Here is a 15,617-nt window from a genome sequence, read left to right on the forward strand (position 1 = left end):
GCACTAACTTGTGTAAATTTGATTGAATTGTATAGATTTAGTTAAGTTTATCGTATCGGTGGGAATAAACATGAACAAACCTAAAATTGGGATGATTGGACTTGGAAGTATTGCGCAAAAAGCCTATCTTCCAACACTTACAAAAGAAACAGATTGGAATTTTGTAGGGGCGTTTACACCTAACGCAGAGAAAAGGAAACAAGTTTGCCAGCAATACCGTATTCAAGACTTTCATTCTATTGAAACGTTAGCTTCGGAATGCGATGCAATCTTCGTCCATAGTTCAACTGCTACACATTATGAAATCGTTTCTGAACTTCTGAAAAAAGGAATTGACGTTTATGTTGATAAGCCGCTAGCAGCTACAGTGGAACAAGCTGAGCAACTAGTCGAGTTGAGCGAAAAGCATAACAGAAAGTTAATGGTCGGATTTAATCGCCGATTCGTTCCTATGTATGTTGCTGCAAAAGAGCAAGCTCATAATATTTCATGGGTTCGAGTTGAAAAACACCGCACAAATAAAGTGGGGCCATATACGTACGACTTCACTATGTTAGATGATTACTTACATATTGTAGATACTGCTCGCTGGTTAGCTAATGATGATCTTAACGTCGTTCATAATATGATGCAAATAAATGAAAAGAATGAACTTCTTTACGGACATCACACATATACAACGCCAAGTGGACTGTTACTTTCTACCGCAATGCATCGCCATGCCGGTACAAATTTAGAACAAATTGAACTTGTAACGACAGGGAAAATCATTCGTGTAAAAAATATGAACACATTTGAAGTTGAGCAGGAAAACTCTGTTTCACAAAGCGGTTCTCCATCATGGGATACAACGTTAAAACAGCGCGGTTTTGAAGACGCTGTTCATCATTTTATCGAATGTGTACAAGGAGATACAAAGCCTGTTGTAGATGGATTAGAAGGATTAAAAACGCAGCAACTGCTGCAATCTCTACTGGAGAATGTAAACAAAAATTAAAACGGATACATTTTTCAGAATTTACTTTCATTCCCATTTCCTCTTTATTTCTCTCGCAAATTTCTATAGAATATGTTGATAGGAATTATAAATTTCATATTGAATCGTGGAAAGGATGGGATTAACACATGTGGAACGAGTTTAAAAAATTCGCATTCAAAGGGAATGTAATCGATTTAGCTGTCGGGGTTGTAATCGGTGCTGCATTTGGTAAAATCGTTAGTTCTTTAGTAAAAGATATTATCACACCATTACTTGGTATGGTATTAGGTGGCGTTAACTTTACAGATTTACATTTTGGATATGGTAAATCTGCTGTTATGTATGGTAACTTCATCCAAACTATTTTTGATTTCTTAATTATTGCAGCTTCTATCTTTATGTTCGTTAAAGTGTTCAACAAACTAACATCTAAAAGAGAAGAAGAAGAAAAGACAGAAGAAATTCCAGAACCAACAAAAGAAGAAGTTCTTCTTAGCGAAATTCGCGACTTATTAAAACAACAAAATTCTTCTAAAGATAGAGCATAATTGAACGGATAAAAAGGCATGCCCCTCGGGACATGCCTTTTCTATATGCTATAACGTTTCCGAATTCATATGAATAAATAAAATAATACCTGCAACCATAAGTACCATAATACTACCTGCAAATAGTGTAATACCCATGAACATTAAACTTGTGCTCATGTCCACTGATACACTTTCAATAAAAATAGAAATTACATACGTGATAAGGGCAATTCCTGCAAGAATACTTCCTGGAACAAATCGCTTTAAGCCATTTTGTTTTAACGTCATATATGCAAAAATAGCAGTCATACAAAGCGTAATTATCCAAAGAACGATCATCTCTTCTCCCCCCTCACAAGCCTTTTCTTTCTATTATACATGACATTGCCCTATAATAGTTAAATTTGCACTTATGTGACATATAACAAGGAACAATACCATTTTGTAGCGAAGTCACCAATAGGCCATATACTCAGGAGGATTTCAATTGGAAGATGATATTGTAGGATACTTTAAACAAGTAGAGCGATTCGATTATATTACAATCGACTTAGACAAAAAGTTTTTTTACATCAAAGTTGTACAATTAGAAACAAATATAACTTTACTAAAATTATCACTTAACTTAGACAAAGATGGAATTATTATTGCTGGCAATGTAAAACAATATAATCCTTCTAGGTTAGAACAATTAATACAAAGTTTTAAACGCACTGCACACAAACATGCCTGGAACATAATTTACGAAGTCCTGAAGAACTTTTTGCATTTTGGAAAGAAAATTGACCACCAAAAAAATGGATATTTTTTATATAAATCGATATAATTACCATATATAAATATTCTTTACAAGGGAGTGTTCATAATGATTTGGATTTCACTAATCGTATTAGCCTATTTCATCATTCTCGTCCCAATACAGTATAACTATATTAAGATATTAAAGAAAAAACAGAAAAAAATGAACGTGTCACAAAACGAACTATATGACAACATGTCTTATGAAGAATCCCAAATACACTATCATTATCAAAGCAACGTATTTACAATACCTGCTTCGCTTGTCGCAAGTATTATTTATAAGGTGAAACATGCAGCATAATATGTACGCTGTAAAATTATTATTTGAATCTGTTCATTCTGGTGAGCCTCATCCTACGAAAGTGGATGAGCATTATGAAGAAAATCACGATAAGCTTTTTGAAGAAAGTATTATCCTCGTTAAAGCAAACGACCTAGAGGAAGCTCACGAATTAGGCAAAAAAATAGCTATACACTCTGAAGAATCGTACGATAATGTGTACGGTGAACAAGTCACATGGAAGTTTCGAAAAGTGCTACATGTATTTGAATTAAATGATACTTCATTTGAAACAGGAACAGAGTTGTACGCAAGATTTTTACACGTTAAAAAAAATGAAACGGTAGATACAATAGTTAAAACATACTACCCTGAATACGAATAAAAGCTCACAGCAATTGCTGTGAGCTTTTTTATACTTATTTCGTTGAATCTCTAAATTGGATGCGGTGAGGTAAGATAACAGTGTGATCTTCCACTTTTTCTTTGTTCATATACTTTGTTAATAGACGCATTGCTACTGCACCGATATCATACATTGGTTGTACAACTGTTGAAAGTTGCGGACGAACCATTAATGCAAGGCGTGTATTATCGAAACCAAGTACTTCTACATCAGTTGGTACGTTTAATCCAGCGTCTTGTGCTGCATGGATTACACCTAGTGCCATTTCGTCAGAAGATACGAAGATTGCTGTTGGCTTTTCATCACTGCTCCAAAGCTTTTCGAATGCTTCGATACCTGAATCATATGTGTAATCTCCATCGATTATAAGATTTTCATCATATGAAATACCTGCTTCTTCTAAAGCTTTTTTATAACCTTGTAACTTCTTCGCGCTTCCCGCTTTATTAATGAAAGGACCAGAGACGAAACCGATACGCGTATGCCCTTGCTCAATAAAGTGCTTCATTGCGTCGTAAGCTGCTTGCGTATAATCAATATTTACTGATGGCGTTTCATTTTGCTCATCAAATGACGCTGCTAATACGATTGGTACTGGAGACTTTTTGAATTCTTCAATGTGAAGGTCTGTAATATCTTCACCCATGAAAACAATTCCGTCCACTTGTTTTCCAAGCATCGTATTTAATAAATGGAACTCTTTCTCTTTGTTTTGGTCAGAGTTACTTAAAATGATGTTATATTTGTACATTGTTGCGATATCTTCAATTCCACGAGCAAGTTCTGCATAAAACGTATTTGAGATATCAGGAATAATAACACCTACTGTAGTTGTCTTCTTACTTGCTAGTCCACGTGCTACCGCATTTGGGCGGTACCCTAAACGATCAATTGCTTCTAATACTTTCTTTCTTGTTGTAGGCTTTACATTTGGATTACCGTTCACTACACGAGATACGGTAGCCATTGAAACGTTTGCTTCACGCGCTACATCATAAATTGTTACGTTCATCTCATCGCACACTCCTTCTATTTTTGTTATCTATTTTTATGTATCGGTTACTTGAATGAAAAAAAGACATCAACTCTATTTGCAGATGCCACCAATCGTCCCGAGTTCTTCCTTTTACTAATGATACGATAAAAACGCAGGCTCATACAATATTTTCCCGCAAAAGTTTCGAAAAAATTCGCTTCTTTTCTCGTATTTTCGTATTTTTTATGAAAAAAAGGGCATTTTTTGTAAAAAAATAGATATCCAATACGTAGAAACCTTATTTTAAGCAATACGATAGTAGATAGTAAATGAAATTTATATCGGCGATTTTCCAAACATATCGACCACAACTCCAATTATATCAGCAATTTTTTAAATATATCGACTTACCGACAGAAAACGACAATGGTAGTCATTTGATGCGCTGGATTTGGAGGTGTGCGGCGCCCTGTAGAATGCGTTACATCGGCAACGACAGGTAAATGTGTTGCTTTCTTTAAAATCGGCGCAGCGGATATAGGAAGCGTATTACGCGGCGCTCCTTCCCATCGTACCTTTTCACTTACAATAAAAAAAAGACAGTTTAAACACTGTCTTTTTTTTATAAGAAGGAAACAAACGGTTTTTCGCTGTTTTTCTCTTTTATAATAATTGCCTCAATTTTACTCTCGGACTTTATCTGCAATTGTACTTTCGCATCTTTAGGTAATTTTTCTAACATACTTTGAGCAGCCAGTTGGGTAAGAGCCATTAATTCTGTTTTACCGTTATATTTAATAACAATATTCATATTTAATGTATCCATTTGATTTTTCTTATAAGAAACCTTAGCATTTACTGGGATAAAGTCTCCAGTAGAAAAACCTTTCATCGCATCAGCAAATTCAGTTATTTTTGTATTATCTTCTCCATGTGCTTGTTTAAATTCATCAGAAGGATATGAATACGCTTGTTCATCGATCGTACTCCAATTCCCAAGGTTCGTATCATTCTTTTGAACGGTAGCACTAGCAATATACGTCCCATTTTTTAAAGAACTTGTACTTTCTTGCTTAAAGATAGCAAACGTAATTGGAGACTTATTATACTTGTCATTTTTATTAATCGCTTCAATAAGTTGCTTGGCAACTTCAGTACCCTTAGACATAGCTTCTTCATTCGATACACTTGAAGACATGGCTAAACCGATCATAACACCAGATAAACTTAGTTCGTTTGAATTCTGTTTTCCGAAATAGTCTTGTTCTATAATATTCGTCAAAACTGGCGCTTCTACTTTTGCGACTAGTTCATCAACTAACTTCTCTGGAATATACTGATTTAATTGTAGTACATGATTTTCTGTATCAAATTGCTGCGCTGCAATATTCATTAAACCATTTTCATACTCTGCTAAATCTAATTTAGAATTTGTTTTTATATTAGCTGTATTTATAACCTTTTGTTCTTTTAAAGGAATTACAGTTCTATAATAATCTTTCGAAACAGCAGTTCTCGGGATCATGCTTTTTTCTTTCGTATCCTTCTGTATAACTTCATCCTTCTTACTAATCGTATTATTACTACAAGCTCCCAGTAATAAACTTACGACCGCGAAGGATAATGCCATTTTCTTCATTACTTAAAACCTACTTTCAACAATCTAGTTATTTAATTTGAACTATTAACAGTGTACCATTAAATATATTTCAACAAAAACAAAAAAAAGAAGCAAGCACCTTTAGCTTGCTTCTTTTTACTTAATATTCTCTTCTAAAGCGTCTTTTTTAATGTTCCAATGAGACGTATTCCATACTACCATCCCATCTTTTATGTATAACACTTGCGGAGATTCATGTTTAATGCTGTACTGTTCTGCAACACGATTCGAAACATCTCTCGCATCTTGTACGTATAAGTAATACGCTGGTACTGCTCTTTCTTCACTACAATACGCTTGAAATTCTGTATATGCACCGTGACTAATCGGACATGTTGTACTATGTTTAAAAAGAACATACGGCTCATTTTTTTCTACTAATACTTCAAGTTCTTCAATTGCTTCAATTTTTGTCATATTCATCACGATTCACCTCTCATACGAAGTCTAGAGCGCTTTTCTTTCTTTTCAGCTTTTTTCTCAAGTCTTTCTAATTTACGCTCTTCTTTTTCAACCTTTTTCTCTTGTCTTGTCGCACGATAATGATTGTATACTTCAATTGCTGCGCTACTCCACTGTACAACTTGCGCTACTTTATCGGCATTATTTTCAATTTCGTCCGTAACAGAATCTGATACATTACGAAGTTTCGTATTTAAAGAATGGATTGTCGTTCCAATTCCATCTACACCCGATACTACTTTATTTAATGATTGTGACTTCTGTTGAATGTCATCAGCTAACGCATTTGTTTTATGTAATAATTGCTCCGTCTCTACGCTAATCCCTTGCATTTGCTTTTCTAAACCTTCTAACGTGCTTGCAACGTTTTCTAACGTCTTTTGAACCGATAACAACGTTCTGCATACATATACTACTAATACAGCGAAAGCAACCGCGATAATAGCCGCACTTACATATAAAAGAACTTGCATTTCATCACTTCCTTTATCTTTTTCATACTTTCTCCTATTATACAATCATTTTCCGTTTCGTTCTAATCCCTATCTTTTCATTAGAATTTTCATACTTATTCGTTAACTTTAACATAAATGATTCAACAAATTCCACTAAGTAGGTTACAATAGGAGAGGATACATAATTAGTAGGGAGGCTTTACATATGAAAGATCCACGCATTGAAAAGTTAGCATACAATTTGATTAACTACTCTATCCGCTTACAAAAAGGGGAAAAAGTATTAATTGAAAACTTTGGCTTACAAAAAGAACTTGTAACTGCACTTGTAAAAGAAGCATATGCAGCTGGTGGTTTCCCATTCGTTTCTTTAAAAGATCATCAAGTAGATCGCTCTTTATTAATGGGTGCTACTGAAGAACATTTTGAACAAATCGCTGCATATGAAGCACGCGTAATGAAAGATATGGACGCTTATATCGGTCTTCGCTCTGGCGATAACATTAACGAACAAGCTGACGTGCCAAGTGAAAGAATGCAAATTCACGGTCAAACAGTTGGTAAGAAAGTTCATAGAGACATCCGCGTTCCGAAAACGCGTTGGGTTGTTCTTCGCTACCCAAATGCTTCTATGGCGCAGCTTGCTAAAATGAGCACAGAAGCTTTCGAAGACTTCTACTTCGAAGTTTGTAACTTAGACTACGGTAAAATGGATAAGGCGATGGATAGCCTTGTTACATTAATGAATAAAACAGATAAAGTTCGCCTAACTGGACCTGGAACTGACTTAACATTCTCTATTAAAGACATTCCAGCTATTAAATGCTCAGGTCATTTAAACATTCCAGACGGTGAAGTATACTCTGCACCAGTTCGCGATTCTGTTAACGGTACAGTTTCTTACAACACACCATCTCCTTACAACGGTTATACATTTGAAAATGTACAACTTAAATTTGAGAACGGTCAAATCGTTGAAGCAACTGCAAACGATACGGAGCGCATTAACAAAATCTTCGATACAGACGAAGGCGCACGCTTCGTTGGTGAGTTCGCAATTGGCGTAAACCCATACATCTTACATCCAATGGGAGACATCCTATTCGATGAAAAAATCGATGGCAGCTTCCACTTCACTCCTGGACAAGCTTACGACGATGCATGGAACGGTAACAACTCGAACATTCACTGGGATCTAGTATGCATCCAACGCCCTGAATACGGCGGCGGCGAAATTTACTTCGACGACGTACTAATCCGTAAAGACGGACGCTTCGTTGTATCTGAACTAGAAGCTTTAAATCCAGAGAACTTAAAATAATAAATAAAAACGCTCGGAATTTTCTCCGAGCGTTTTTTTATTAATAATTTAATAAATCTTTCGCCACATCTTCTGGCACTTTAAAACTCATTTTCTTATTTTTCATTTCAACTTCGACATAAGGGACATCTTTATATACTGTCATCGTACCAATTTCATGTAACTCTTTTTTATCATTACTCGACTCCGATAATTTTTTGGTATCCTCTTGGTACATTTTAAATGTTTTCCCTTGCGGAGTATCTAAAGGAGCCGACTGCATTTCCCACTTATCCATTTTCATGACTTCAAACAGCTTTTCAATTTCTTTCTTATCAGTAATTACTTTTTTATCACTTGAATCCGTAAGTAATTCAATCTCAACCTTTTGTGCCTTATCAAAGTTCATATCAGCCTTTTCCTTCTTCGCACCACACCCTATTAAAAGAACGGATGCGGTTAGCAGAAGTAAAAATAACATAAGGACTTTTTTCATTTCTAATCCTCCTAATTACATAGAGCTACTTTTTTCGTTTTTTGTTTGCTGAAAATGAAAATAATATAAAAGCGCCACTGCGATAGTACCTATTAATATTGGTACATATAGAGGCAAATCCCATTTCATATATACTCTAGTGCAGCCAACAAGCACAAACAAAATTTCCAAACAAAACAATGGTTTTACATATTTCATATCTTACCTACCATTTCTATTTTTACCTTTGGGTTCTCTTTCTCAATAAGCGCCAAAAATTCATTCATATGTTGCGGCATCGCCACCATATGTACTTTGTATGCATTCGTCGTTATTTCAAGATATTTACCAACTTGACGAATGATTCTTATCTCTTTCAATACGATATCATCATTTAAAATACCGTACTTTAATACACCATTTTCTACTTTATGCTTTTTAATAAATACTTCCCAAACGAGTGGTACATTTACAAGGAAACATAAACCCATTCCAATTAACGCTGACATCCACTGCTCTTTATTTGAGATAATCATGACAAGCGGATATACGAACATAAAAACTAACGTGAGACAAACGAAAATTACTACCGATTTACTTCTTTGAATCGGAATGTTCATACACGCACCCCCTACCCCAAATTATACCACTTTTTCCATTTTAGTTCATAAAAAAAGGCCATTTCTACATGACCTTCTTAAACAATATATCTATAGAATTTCTTATCCACCTGTAACACTGGAAAACTTTTTGGCAAATCTTCTATATCCACACTTTGAAAACCATTCTTTTCATAAAAGCGATGTGCTGCTAAAAATTTCACTGTCGTTCCTAAGTAAATATCTTTCAGCTTTTTATTCTCAGCCCACGAAATTGCTGTTTGGAGCAACTTATATGATGCGCCCCACTCTTTTCCGCGAAATTCTTTTTTTACGAACATTTTTCTTAACGCTACTTGCTGATTCTCAATATCTAATAAAGCTACTGTTCCAACTACTTTATCATCATAAGTTGCTACCCAAAAGTTTCCATGATTCCTTTGATAAAATGTTTCTATTTCAAGCAGGTCTGGCTGCTCTTCTTTCGTAATGGGGACATTGTACTCTTTTTGCTGAATATGAACGATAAGATCTACTACTTCATCTTGAAACGTACTTTCATACGGAATAATGCGTATTTTCTCGTTCATCGAATCTCCTTCCACTCTGAAGCTAGTAAACTATATACAGCGATATCGTGAAAATGATCATATAGCCATTCATCATCTCTTAAAATACCATCTAACTTAAAACCTAAACGCTCTGGAATAGCGCGGCTTTTCACATTTTCAACACCGCATCTAATTTCTATTTTATTTAATTTTAAATTTTCAAATGCATAGTGAAGTACAGCTTTCACGCTACGCGTCATAATACCTGTCCCACCAGCATCTTCTGCCAGGTAATATCCGAGACTGGCCGCTTTCTTCCCCCAACTTACTGGATGAATACCTACCATCCCAACGAGCTTTCCTTTGTAACGTATACCACTTTCAAAACCGTCTCCCTCTGCAAACTTCTTTAACCACATCGGACAAATTTCATCATACGCACCAGCAGATTTCATCCCATCTACCCAAGGAAGCCATCTTCGTAAATGATTACGGTTTTGGTCTATTAATTGATATAGTTCCTCTTTATGATGCTTCTCTAATAACTGTAATTCGATTTCGTCGTCTACTCGGAGTGTGAACATTTTTTTTCGTCCCCCCTTTTTATTTTTCTTATTATTCTAACATTTCCAGGTATAAAATGTTAAATATTCACACTTTTTTCGGTTTTATATAAGAATAACAACTATATATGATTGATATCTAGATATGAATCATATATAGTTAAAGTATGGAAAAAAATGATAATTTTATAATTCAATTACGTAAAGGTGTTTTTGATCTCGCTATTTTGTCTTTAATAAGTAAACAACCTATGTACGGATACGAAATTACAAGTGCCTTACAAGATATCCCTGTGTTTCATATCCCGAACGGTTCGATTTACCCTATATTAAATCGAATCACGAAAAACAATTGGGCTGTTTCCTATTGGGAAGAGTCCGGTGATGGCCCAAAAAGAAAATACTATCGAATTACAGACGAAGGGAGAGAAATTTTAAATAGTCGCTTACATGATTATGATGCAGTGTATCATGCTCTAATGTTACTAGCTAAAGGAGAGGATAAAAAATGAACAAAGAACAATTCTTTTCAAATGAACTCATAGCTTCTTTCTTACACGATCTTCATAAAGGTTTAACGAACTTACCTACATCAGCAAGAGAACAACATGTACTAGAAATCAAATCTGATTTATACGAAAATGCATTATGTAAAGAAAATGATGGGATACCATCAGCACTCATCCCTCAACACGTTATTGAAGAATTTCTTCCTCCAAAAGAATTAGCATAGGAAATTGCAGCAGAATATACAGACGTTATTCAAAATGCACAGCAATCTACAAATACATTTATTAAATATTATTCCGGCCTATCTATCGGTCCACTTGGCGCTCTATCAGTTCCTATCGTATTAGGTTTCATCAATATTTCAGCCAGTTTACCATTTGTACTAGCTTTTATTGCAAGCAACATTTGGTTTATCTGTAGAGAAAATCATTGGAATACAGACTTATTAAAATACTTTAAAACAATAATTTCCATTAGCTCAAGGCTTTTAATCGCACTTCCATTTGCATTTTTCGCGATTCGAATTATGATAACAAAACAATTCGATATGTTTTCATTCTATTATTTAATTGGATATGTACTTGTTAGTTCACTATATATCGTCTTATTAAAACAACTCTACAAAAAGAATAAACAATACCAACATATCAACGCTTTTTAAAATATATCGAACACAACAAAAAAAGACGCACAGCCACAGCTATGCGTCTTTTCTATTACTTCTCTGCAACTTGAACTTCTTTTACGTAAGCTGCTTCGAATTTTTGGATGTCTCCTGCGCCCATGAAAATTAGAACGCCGTTTTTATGTTTCTTTAATACATCCGTTGTTGTATCTGTAATTAGTTCTGCACCGTCAATACGCTTTTGCAGATCTTCGATTGTTAATTCACCTTTGTTTTCGCGCGCTGATCCGAAAATATCACATAAGTATACTTGGTCAGCTTTGCTTAAGCTTTCAGCGAACTCATCTAAGAACTTTTCTGTACGTGAGAATGTATGTGGCTGGAATACAGCGACAACTTCACGCTCTGGATGTTTTTGACGAGCTGCTTCAATCGTTGCATTAATTTCTGTCGGATGGTGTGCGTAGTCATCGATAATAACTTGCTCCCCCATTGGCTTTTCATTAAAGCGACGTTTTACGCCTTCAAAAGTTGTTAACTGATGCTTCACTGCTTCTACATCAACGTTTTCATAATGGCAAAGCGCGATTACTGCTAATGCATTTAATACGCTGTGGTTGCCGTATCCTGTAATTTTGAACGTGTCATAGTACGTATTACGAACGAATACATCGAAAATAGTACCATCTGTTCTCTTTTGAATGTTACGTGCTTGGAAATCATTATCTTCTCCAAATCCATAGAAAATAACAGGTACTTTCGCTTGAATTTTTTGAAGTTCTTCATCATCTCCACATGCAATAATACCTTTTTTCACTTGCAATGCCATCTCTTGGAATGCATTGAATACATCGTTGATATCTGAGAAATAATCTGGATGATCAAAATCAATGTTTGTCATAATTGCATAGTCTGGATTGTAAGACAAGAAATGACGACGATACTCACAAGCTTCAAATACAAAATACTTACTATTTTCTACCCCATGCCCTGTTCCATCTCCAATGAGGTAAGATGTAGGATGTGCACCTTGCATTACATGGGCTAACAAACCAGTTGTTGATGTTTTTCCATGTGCTCCAGTTACAGCAACACTTGTGTATTGGTTCATAAGGTCACCTAAGAAGTGATGGTAACGATGTACTGGGATGTTTAATTCTTTTGCTGCTACGATTTCTTCATGCGTATCAGGAAATGCATTTCCTGCAATAATCACTTGTCCTTCTTTTACATTATTTTTATCAAAAGGAAGGATCGAGATATTACGCTTTTCCAACGCTGTTTGTGTAAAGAAACGCTTTTCATAATCAGACCCTTGAACAGTATGCTTCATGTCATGAAGAATTTGAGCTAATGAACTCATTCCTGTTCCTTTAATTCCTACAAAATGGTAAACTGTCATCTTAAAGAACCTCCAACATTTCGAACTAATACAACGGCCTATCTATAAGACAGTATATGAATCTTTTCTTATTTTGGTAATCATCATACATTTTTGATGTAGTGAAGTTATTCTTTCCCTTCACTTATCAGGATAAACTCGTACGTACTTCTTTTTTATGTCCATAACAAATCCATTATAGCAAAAAAGAAGCCGCTATACTATGATAACAGAAAAACTGATAGGGTCAATCACCTATCAGTTTTTCTCTCTTTTACATATCTTCTCTTTTTTCTAATTGAACACGCTCTAGACGTGGGTTTGGACGATATTTACGACCAGCTTTCGCTTCTGGTTTTCCATTTAATTCTACGTTATCACCAGTAAAGCCAATATTCATTTTTAATAAGCTACTTCCTACTCCGTATATATCAACAGGTACGTTTTGAGCTTCAAATTCACGAATACGCTTCTCATCAAATCCACCAGTTACAACGATGTCTACATGCTGGAATCCTTCTTCATCAAGTGCTTTACGAAGTGCGAATACAAGCGATGGGTTTACACCACGTGGATCGAATGTTCCAAGTACTTCTGGGTGGCGAATGAAGTATTGATCAATCATCGTGCGCGACGTATCTACACGTACACCTTTTAATGTTAATCCAAATTCACGCGCTACGCGAAGTGCATCTGTAATGACATCATTGTTGTAATCAATTAATACAACTAATTCATCTTCTGGGAATTTCTTATGATATGCTTTTGCCGCTTCCACAACATCACCATTAAACATTTGAATTAATGCGTGAGGCATTGTCCCCATACCACTTCTGCCCCACCATTCATTCATCGCATGCGTCGCTTGTGCGCTCATACCTCCGATGTATGCTGCATAACCGTCACCAGCTTGTTGCGTATAATGATCGTCACGATCTCCCATGAAAATAACTGGTTTTTCTTTATCTACGCTACGCGCAGCTTGGACAACGTTATATACGTTTGTCGCAACTGATGTACGACGGGCTAAAATCCCATCAATGACACCTTCTAAAAATCCGAAATTTTCATAAGGACCATGAATTGTTAACACTGTTTCAAACGGACTAATATTATCGCCATCTTTTAAAGAGTTAATCTCAAGTTCCTCAGGATTTTTGGCGAATGTTTGTAGCAACGCAATCACTTCATCTGTTCCGCAAAGAACTGCATTTTCCTTTTGGAAAAATTGCATCGTCACAACACTTTTCGGGCGAAATTCTTCAATGATTTCTCTAGTCTTTAAAAAGTAAACGGCAGAGAACCAACCTTCTCCAACACGTTCGTCAAATTTAAATGTTCTATTTGTTAGTCTATTTATTTCACCTTTTAATTTTAATTCAATTTCTTTCATGTCGCTTTACTCCCTACTTTACTATCCAACATTTTCTATTAGTATACAGCAAAACCGTTTACTATACATTTGTTTCCTGCATAGCAGCGAATTCATCCTCAGAAATAAGGACATCTCTCGGTTTCGTTCCTCTTCCTTCAGAAATAATCCCTTGCGATTCCATCTCTTCAATGAGACGTGCCGCGCGATTATAACCGATGCGGAATTTTCGCTGTACAGAAGATGTGGACGCTCCCCCTTGTTCTACAACAAATTGACATGCATCAAAGAACAATTCGTCTTCCGACTCAGCTTGTTCTGTTTTCGCTAATAAATCCTCTTGCTTAAATAAGTAATTCGGCTTCATTTGCTTTCTCACATGATCAACTGTTTTCTCAATCTCATCATCCGATACATATACACCTTGTACACGAACTGGTTTAGACGTACCGTTTCCTAAAAATAGCATATCACCACGGCCAAGTAATTTCTCCGCGCCCCCAATATCAATAATCGTACGCGAATCAACTTGAGATGATACAGTAAACGCAATACGCGTTGGAATGTTTGACTTAATTAAACCTGTAATAACATCTACAGACGGACGCTGCGTTGCTACTAATAAATGAATACCACAAGCACGTGCTTTTTGCGCAATACGACAAATCGCTTCCTCAACATCACCAGGTGCTACCATCATTAAATCGGCTAACTCGTCAATGACAATAACGATATAAGGTAATGTCTCTCCTGGAATTTCTCGCCCACTTACAATCGTATTATAACGAGTTAAATCACGAGCACCAGCGTGCGCAAACAATTCATAACGACGCTCCATTTCTTCAACCGCCCACTTTAATGCAGCTGTCGCTGCTTTTACATCCGTAATAACAGGTGCTACAAGATGTGGAACAGAATTGTATGGTGCAAGCTCAACCATCTTCGGATCGATTAACATTAACTTCACTTCATGCGGTTTCGCTTTATATAAAATGCTCGTTAAAATTGCGTTAATGCACACACTTTTACCAGAACCCGTTGCACCCGCAATAAGTCCATGTGGCATTTTTCGAATATCCGTTACAATTGGATCGCCTGAAATATCAAGTCCTAGCGCAACTGTAAGCGGTGATTCGCTCTTTGTAAACACAGGACTTCTTAAAATTTCACGAAGAAATACTGGCTTACTTTCTTTATTTGGAACTTCGATTCCAATCGCACTCTTCCCTGGAATCGGTGCTTCAATACGAATATCTTTCGCTGCTAAACTCAGTTTAATATCATCACTTAAGTTTGTAATTTTATTTACTTTCACACCTGGGTCTGGCTGTACTTCAAAACGAGTTACCGCTGGACCTTGTGATACGTTAATAACATGTGCACCAACGTGGAAATTATTAAATGTTGTATCTAATAATTCTTTCTGTTCATCCAACCATTCCGTATTATCTAACGCTGCCTGCTGCGGAATTGACAACAATGTTAATGGCGGAATTGCATATGTCGGTGGTGTTTGCAATACATTTCGCATATCGTTCTCTCTTTGATTTACAACATATGCTTTCTCTTGTACTTCCGTACTTGAAGTTGGCTTTTGTACTTGCTCTACCACTACTTGCTGCATTGATTTCTCTTCCACTTGTGGTTCTACTACCTCTTGTTGCACTGGTTGTTCTTCCACTCGTGATTCTA

The 15,617-nt window shown here is 35.9% G+C and carries 19 protein-coding genes and 3 pseudogenes; 8 read left to right on the forward strand and 14 right to left on the reverse strand.

Annotated elements, in window-relative coordinates; genetic code table 11:
• The first annotated feature begins 70 nt into the window (after nucleotides 1-70).
• Both DN389_RS18795 and mscL read left to right on the forward strand, forming a co-directional pair.
• The gene (locus DN389_RS18795) at nucleotides 71-997 is read left to right on the forward strand and encodes a Gfo/Idh/MocA family protein (RefSeq protein WP_149237461.1); all 927 of its coding nucleotides are present in this window, start codon (nucleotides 71-73) and stop codon (nucleotides 995-997) included.
• A 128-nt stretch (nucleotides 998-1,125) separates the two neighbouring features.
• Entirely contained in the window at nucleotides 1,126-1,527 is a 402-nt protein-coding gene (gene mscL / locus DN389_RS18800; protein WP_000267007.1) for a large conductance mechanosensitive channel protein MscL, read from the forward strand.
• Nucleotides 1,528-1,575: 48 nt separating this feature from the next.
• Here mscL and DN389_RS18805 read toward each other — a convergent pair whose 3' ends face one another.
• Entirely contained in the window at nucleotides 1,576-1,848 is a 273-nt protein-coding gene (locus DN389_RS18805) for a DUF3917 domain-containing protein (protein ID WP_000636592.1), read from the reverse strand.
• Nucleotides 1,849-1,996: 148 nt separating this feature from the next.
• Here DN389_RS18805 and dhp61 point away from each other — a divergent pair.
• From dhp61 to DN389_RS18820, 3 genes and pseudogenes are all read left to right on the forward strand, one after another.
• Nucleotides 1,997-2,295 (forward strand): annotated as a pseudogene (gene dhp61 / locus DN389_RS18810) (protein Dhp61).
• A 79-nt stretch (nucleotides 2,296-2,374) separates the two neighbouring features.
• Entirely contained in the window at nucleotides 2,375-2,611 is a 237-nt protein-coding gene (locus DN389_RS18815; protein WP_088064585.1) for a DUF3949 domain-containing protein, read from the forward strand.
• 1 nt (nucleotide 2,612) lies between these two features.
• Nucleotides 2,613-2,975 carry a DUF4288 domain-containing protein gene (locus DN389_RS18820; RefSeq protein WP_137012498.1) on the forward strand — a complete coding sequence of 121 codons (363 nt, stop codon included), beginning with the start codon at nucleotides 2,613-2,615 and terminating at the stop codon, nucleotides 2,973-2,975.
• 34 nt (nucleotides 2,976-3,009) lie between these two features.
• Here DN389_RS18820 and ccpA read toward each other — a convergent pair whose 3' ends face one another.
• The 5 genes and pseudogenes from ccpA to DN389_RS18850 form a co-directional block, all read right to left on the reverse strand.
• Nucleotides 3,010-4,008 carry a catabolite control protein A gene (gene ccpA / locus DN389_RS18825; RefSeq protein ID WP_098190993.1) on the reverse strand — a complete coding sequence of 333 codons (999 nt, stop codon included), beginning with the start codon at nucleotides 4,006-4,008 and terminating at the stop codon, nucleotides 3,010-3,012.
• 425 nt (nucleotides 4,009-4,433) lie between these two features.
• Nucleotides 4,434-4,541 (reverse strand): annotated as a pseudogene (locus tag DN389_RS28860) (bifunctional 3-deoxy-7-phosphoheptulonate synthase/chorismate mutase); the annotation flags it as partial.
• 53 nt (nucleotides 4,542-4,594) lie between these two features.
• Nucleotides 4,595-5,611, reverse strand: a complete 1,017-nt coding sequence (locus DN389_RS18840; RefSeq protein ID WP_088123537.1) for a CamS family sex pheromone protein — start codon at nucleotides 5,609-5,611, stop codon at nucleotides 4,595-4,597.
• Nucleotides 5,612-5,728: 117 nt separating this feature from the next.
• Nucleotides 5,729-6,055 carry a bacillithiol system redox-active protein YtxJ gene (gene ytxJ, locus DN389_RS18845; protein ID WP_046956174.1) on the reverse strand — a complete coding sequence of 109 codons (327 nt, stop codon included), beginning with the start codon at nucleotides 6,053-6,055 and terminating at the stop codon, nucleotides 5,729-5,731.
• A complete protein-coding gene (locus tag DN389_RS18850; protein WP_001197725.1) occupies nucleotides 6,055-6,567 on the reverse strand; it encodes a DUF948 domain-containing protein in 513 nt (170 codons plus the stop codon). Before DN389_RS18850 ends, ytxJ begins: the two co-directional genes overlap by 1 nt.
• 187 nt (nucleotides 6,568-6,754) lie before the next feature.
• On the opposite strand from DN389_RS18850, the gene DN389_RS18855 reads away from it, so the two are divergent.
• Entirely contained in the window at nucleotides 6,755-7,870 is a 1,116-nt protein-coding gene (locus tag DN389_RS18855) for an aminopeptidase (protein ID WP_098190994.1), read from the forward strand.
• A 40-nt stretch (nucleotides 7,871-7,910) separates the two neighbouring features.
• Here the strand turns inward: DN389_RS18855 and DN389_RS18860 are convergent, their stop codons facing one another.
• From DN389_RS18860 to DN389_RS18880, 5 genes are all read right to left on the reverse strand, one after another.
• Nucleotides 7,911-8,345, reverse strand: a complete 435-nt coding sequence (locus DN389_RS18860; protein WP_149237462.1) for a hypothetical protein — start codon at nucleotides 8,343-8,345, stop codon at nucleotides 7,911-7,913.
• Between the two features lie 15 nt (nucleotides 8,346-8,360).
• On the reverse strand, nucleotides 8,361-8,543 hold the full coding sequence (locus DN389_RS18865; protein WP_088123539.1) for a hypothetical protein: 183 nt from the start codon (nucleotides 8,541-8,543) through the stop codon (nucleotides 8,361-8,363).
• Nucleotides 8,540-8,944, reverse strand: coding sequence for a PH domain-containing protein (locus DN389_RS18870; protein WP_088123540.1), 405 nt, complete (start codon nucleotides 8,942-8,944; stop codon nucleotides 8,540-8,542). The genes DN389_RS18865 and DN389_RS18870 overlap by 4 nt, the downstream gene beginning before the upstream one ends.
• Nucleotides 8,945-9,021: 77 nt before the next feature.
• Nucleotides 9,022-9,513, reverse strand: coding sequence for a GNAT family N-acetyltransferase (locus tag DN389_RS18875; protein WP_097856820.1), 492 nt, complete (start codon nucleotides 9,511-9,513; stop codon nucleotides 9,022-9,024).
• Complete coding sequence (locus DN389_RS18880; protein WP_060486601.1) at nucleotides 9,510-10,058, reverse strand: GNAT family N-acetyltransferase; 549 nt, start codon at nucleotides 10,056-10,058, stop codon at nucleotides 9,510-9,512. Before DN389_RS18880 ends, DN389_RS18875 begins: the two co-directional genes overlap by 4 nt.
• A 146-nt stretch (nucleotides 10,059-10,204) precedes the next feature.
• Here DN389_RS18880 and DN389_RS18885 point away from each other — a divergent pair, with 146 nt between their 5' ends.
• On the forward strand, nucleotides 10,205-10,549 hold the full coding sequence (locus DN389_RS18885; protein WP_000414140.1) for a PadR family transcriptional regulator: 345 nt from the start codon (nucleotides 10,205-10,207) through the stop codon (nucleotides 10,547-10,549).
• Nucleotides 10,546-11,208: pseudogene (locus DN389_RS18890) on the forward strand (HAAS signaling domain-containing protein). Before DN389_RS18885 ends, DN389_RS18890 begins: the two are co-directional and overlap by 4 nt.
• A 55-nt stretch (nucleotides 11,209-11,263) precedes the next feature.
• Here DN389_RS18890 and murC read toward each other — a convergent pair.
• From murC to DN389_RS18905, 3 genes are all read right to left on the reverse strand, one after another.
• On the reverse strand, nucleotides 11,264-12,574 hold the full coding sequence (gene murC, locus DN389_RS18895) for a UDP-N-acetylmuramate--L-alanine ligase (protein ID WP_000219461.1): 1,311 nt from the start codon (nucleotides 12,572-12,574) through the stop codon (nucleotides 11,264-11,266).
• A gap of 253 nt (nucleotides 12,575-12,827) precedes the next feature.
• The gene (locus DN389_RS18900) at nucleotides 12,828-13,946 is read right to left on the reverse strand and encodes a nicotinate phosphoribosyltransferase (RefSeq protein WP_149237463.1); all 1,119 of its coding nucleotides are present in this window, start codon (nucleotides 13,944-13,946) and stop codon (nucleotides 12,828-12,830) included.
• Between the two features lie 61 nt (nucleotides 13,947-14,007).
• Nucleotides 14,008-15,617 (reverse strand): DNA translocase FtsK (locus DN389_RS18905; protein WP_149237464.1); only part of this gene is annotated, 1,610 nt, incomplete at its 5' end.

This window comes from Bacillus sp. AY3-1, assembly GCF_008368785.1.
GTDB lineage: Bacteria > Bacillota > Bacilli > Bacillales > Bacillaceae_G > Bacillus_A > Bacillus_A wiedmannii.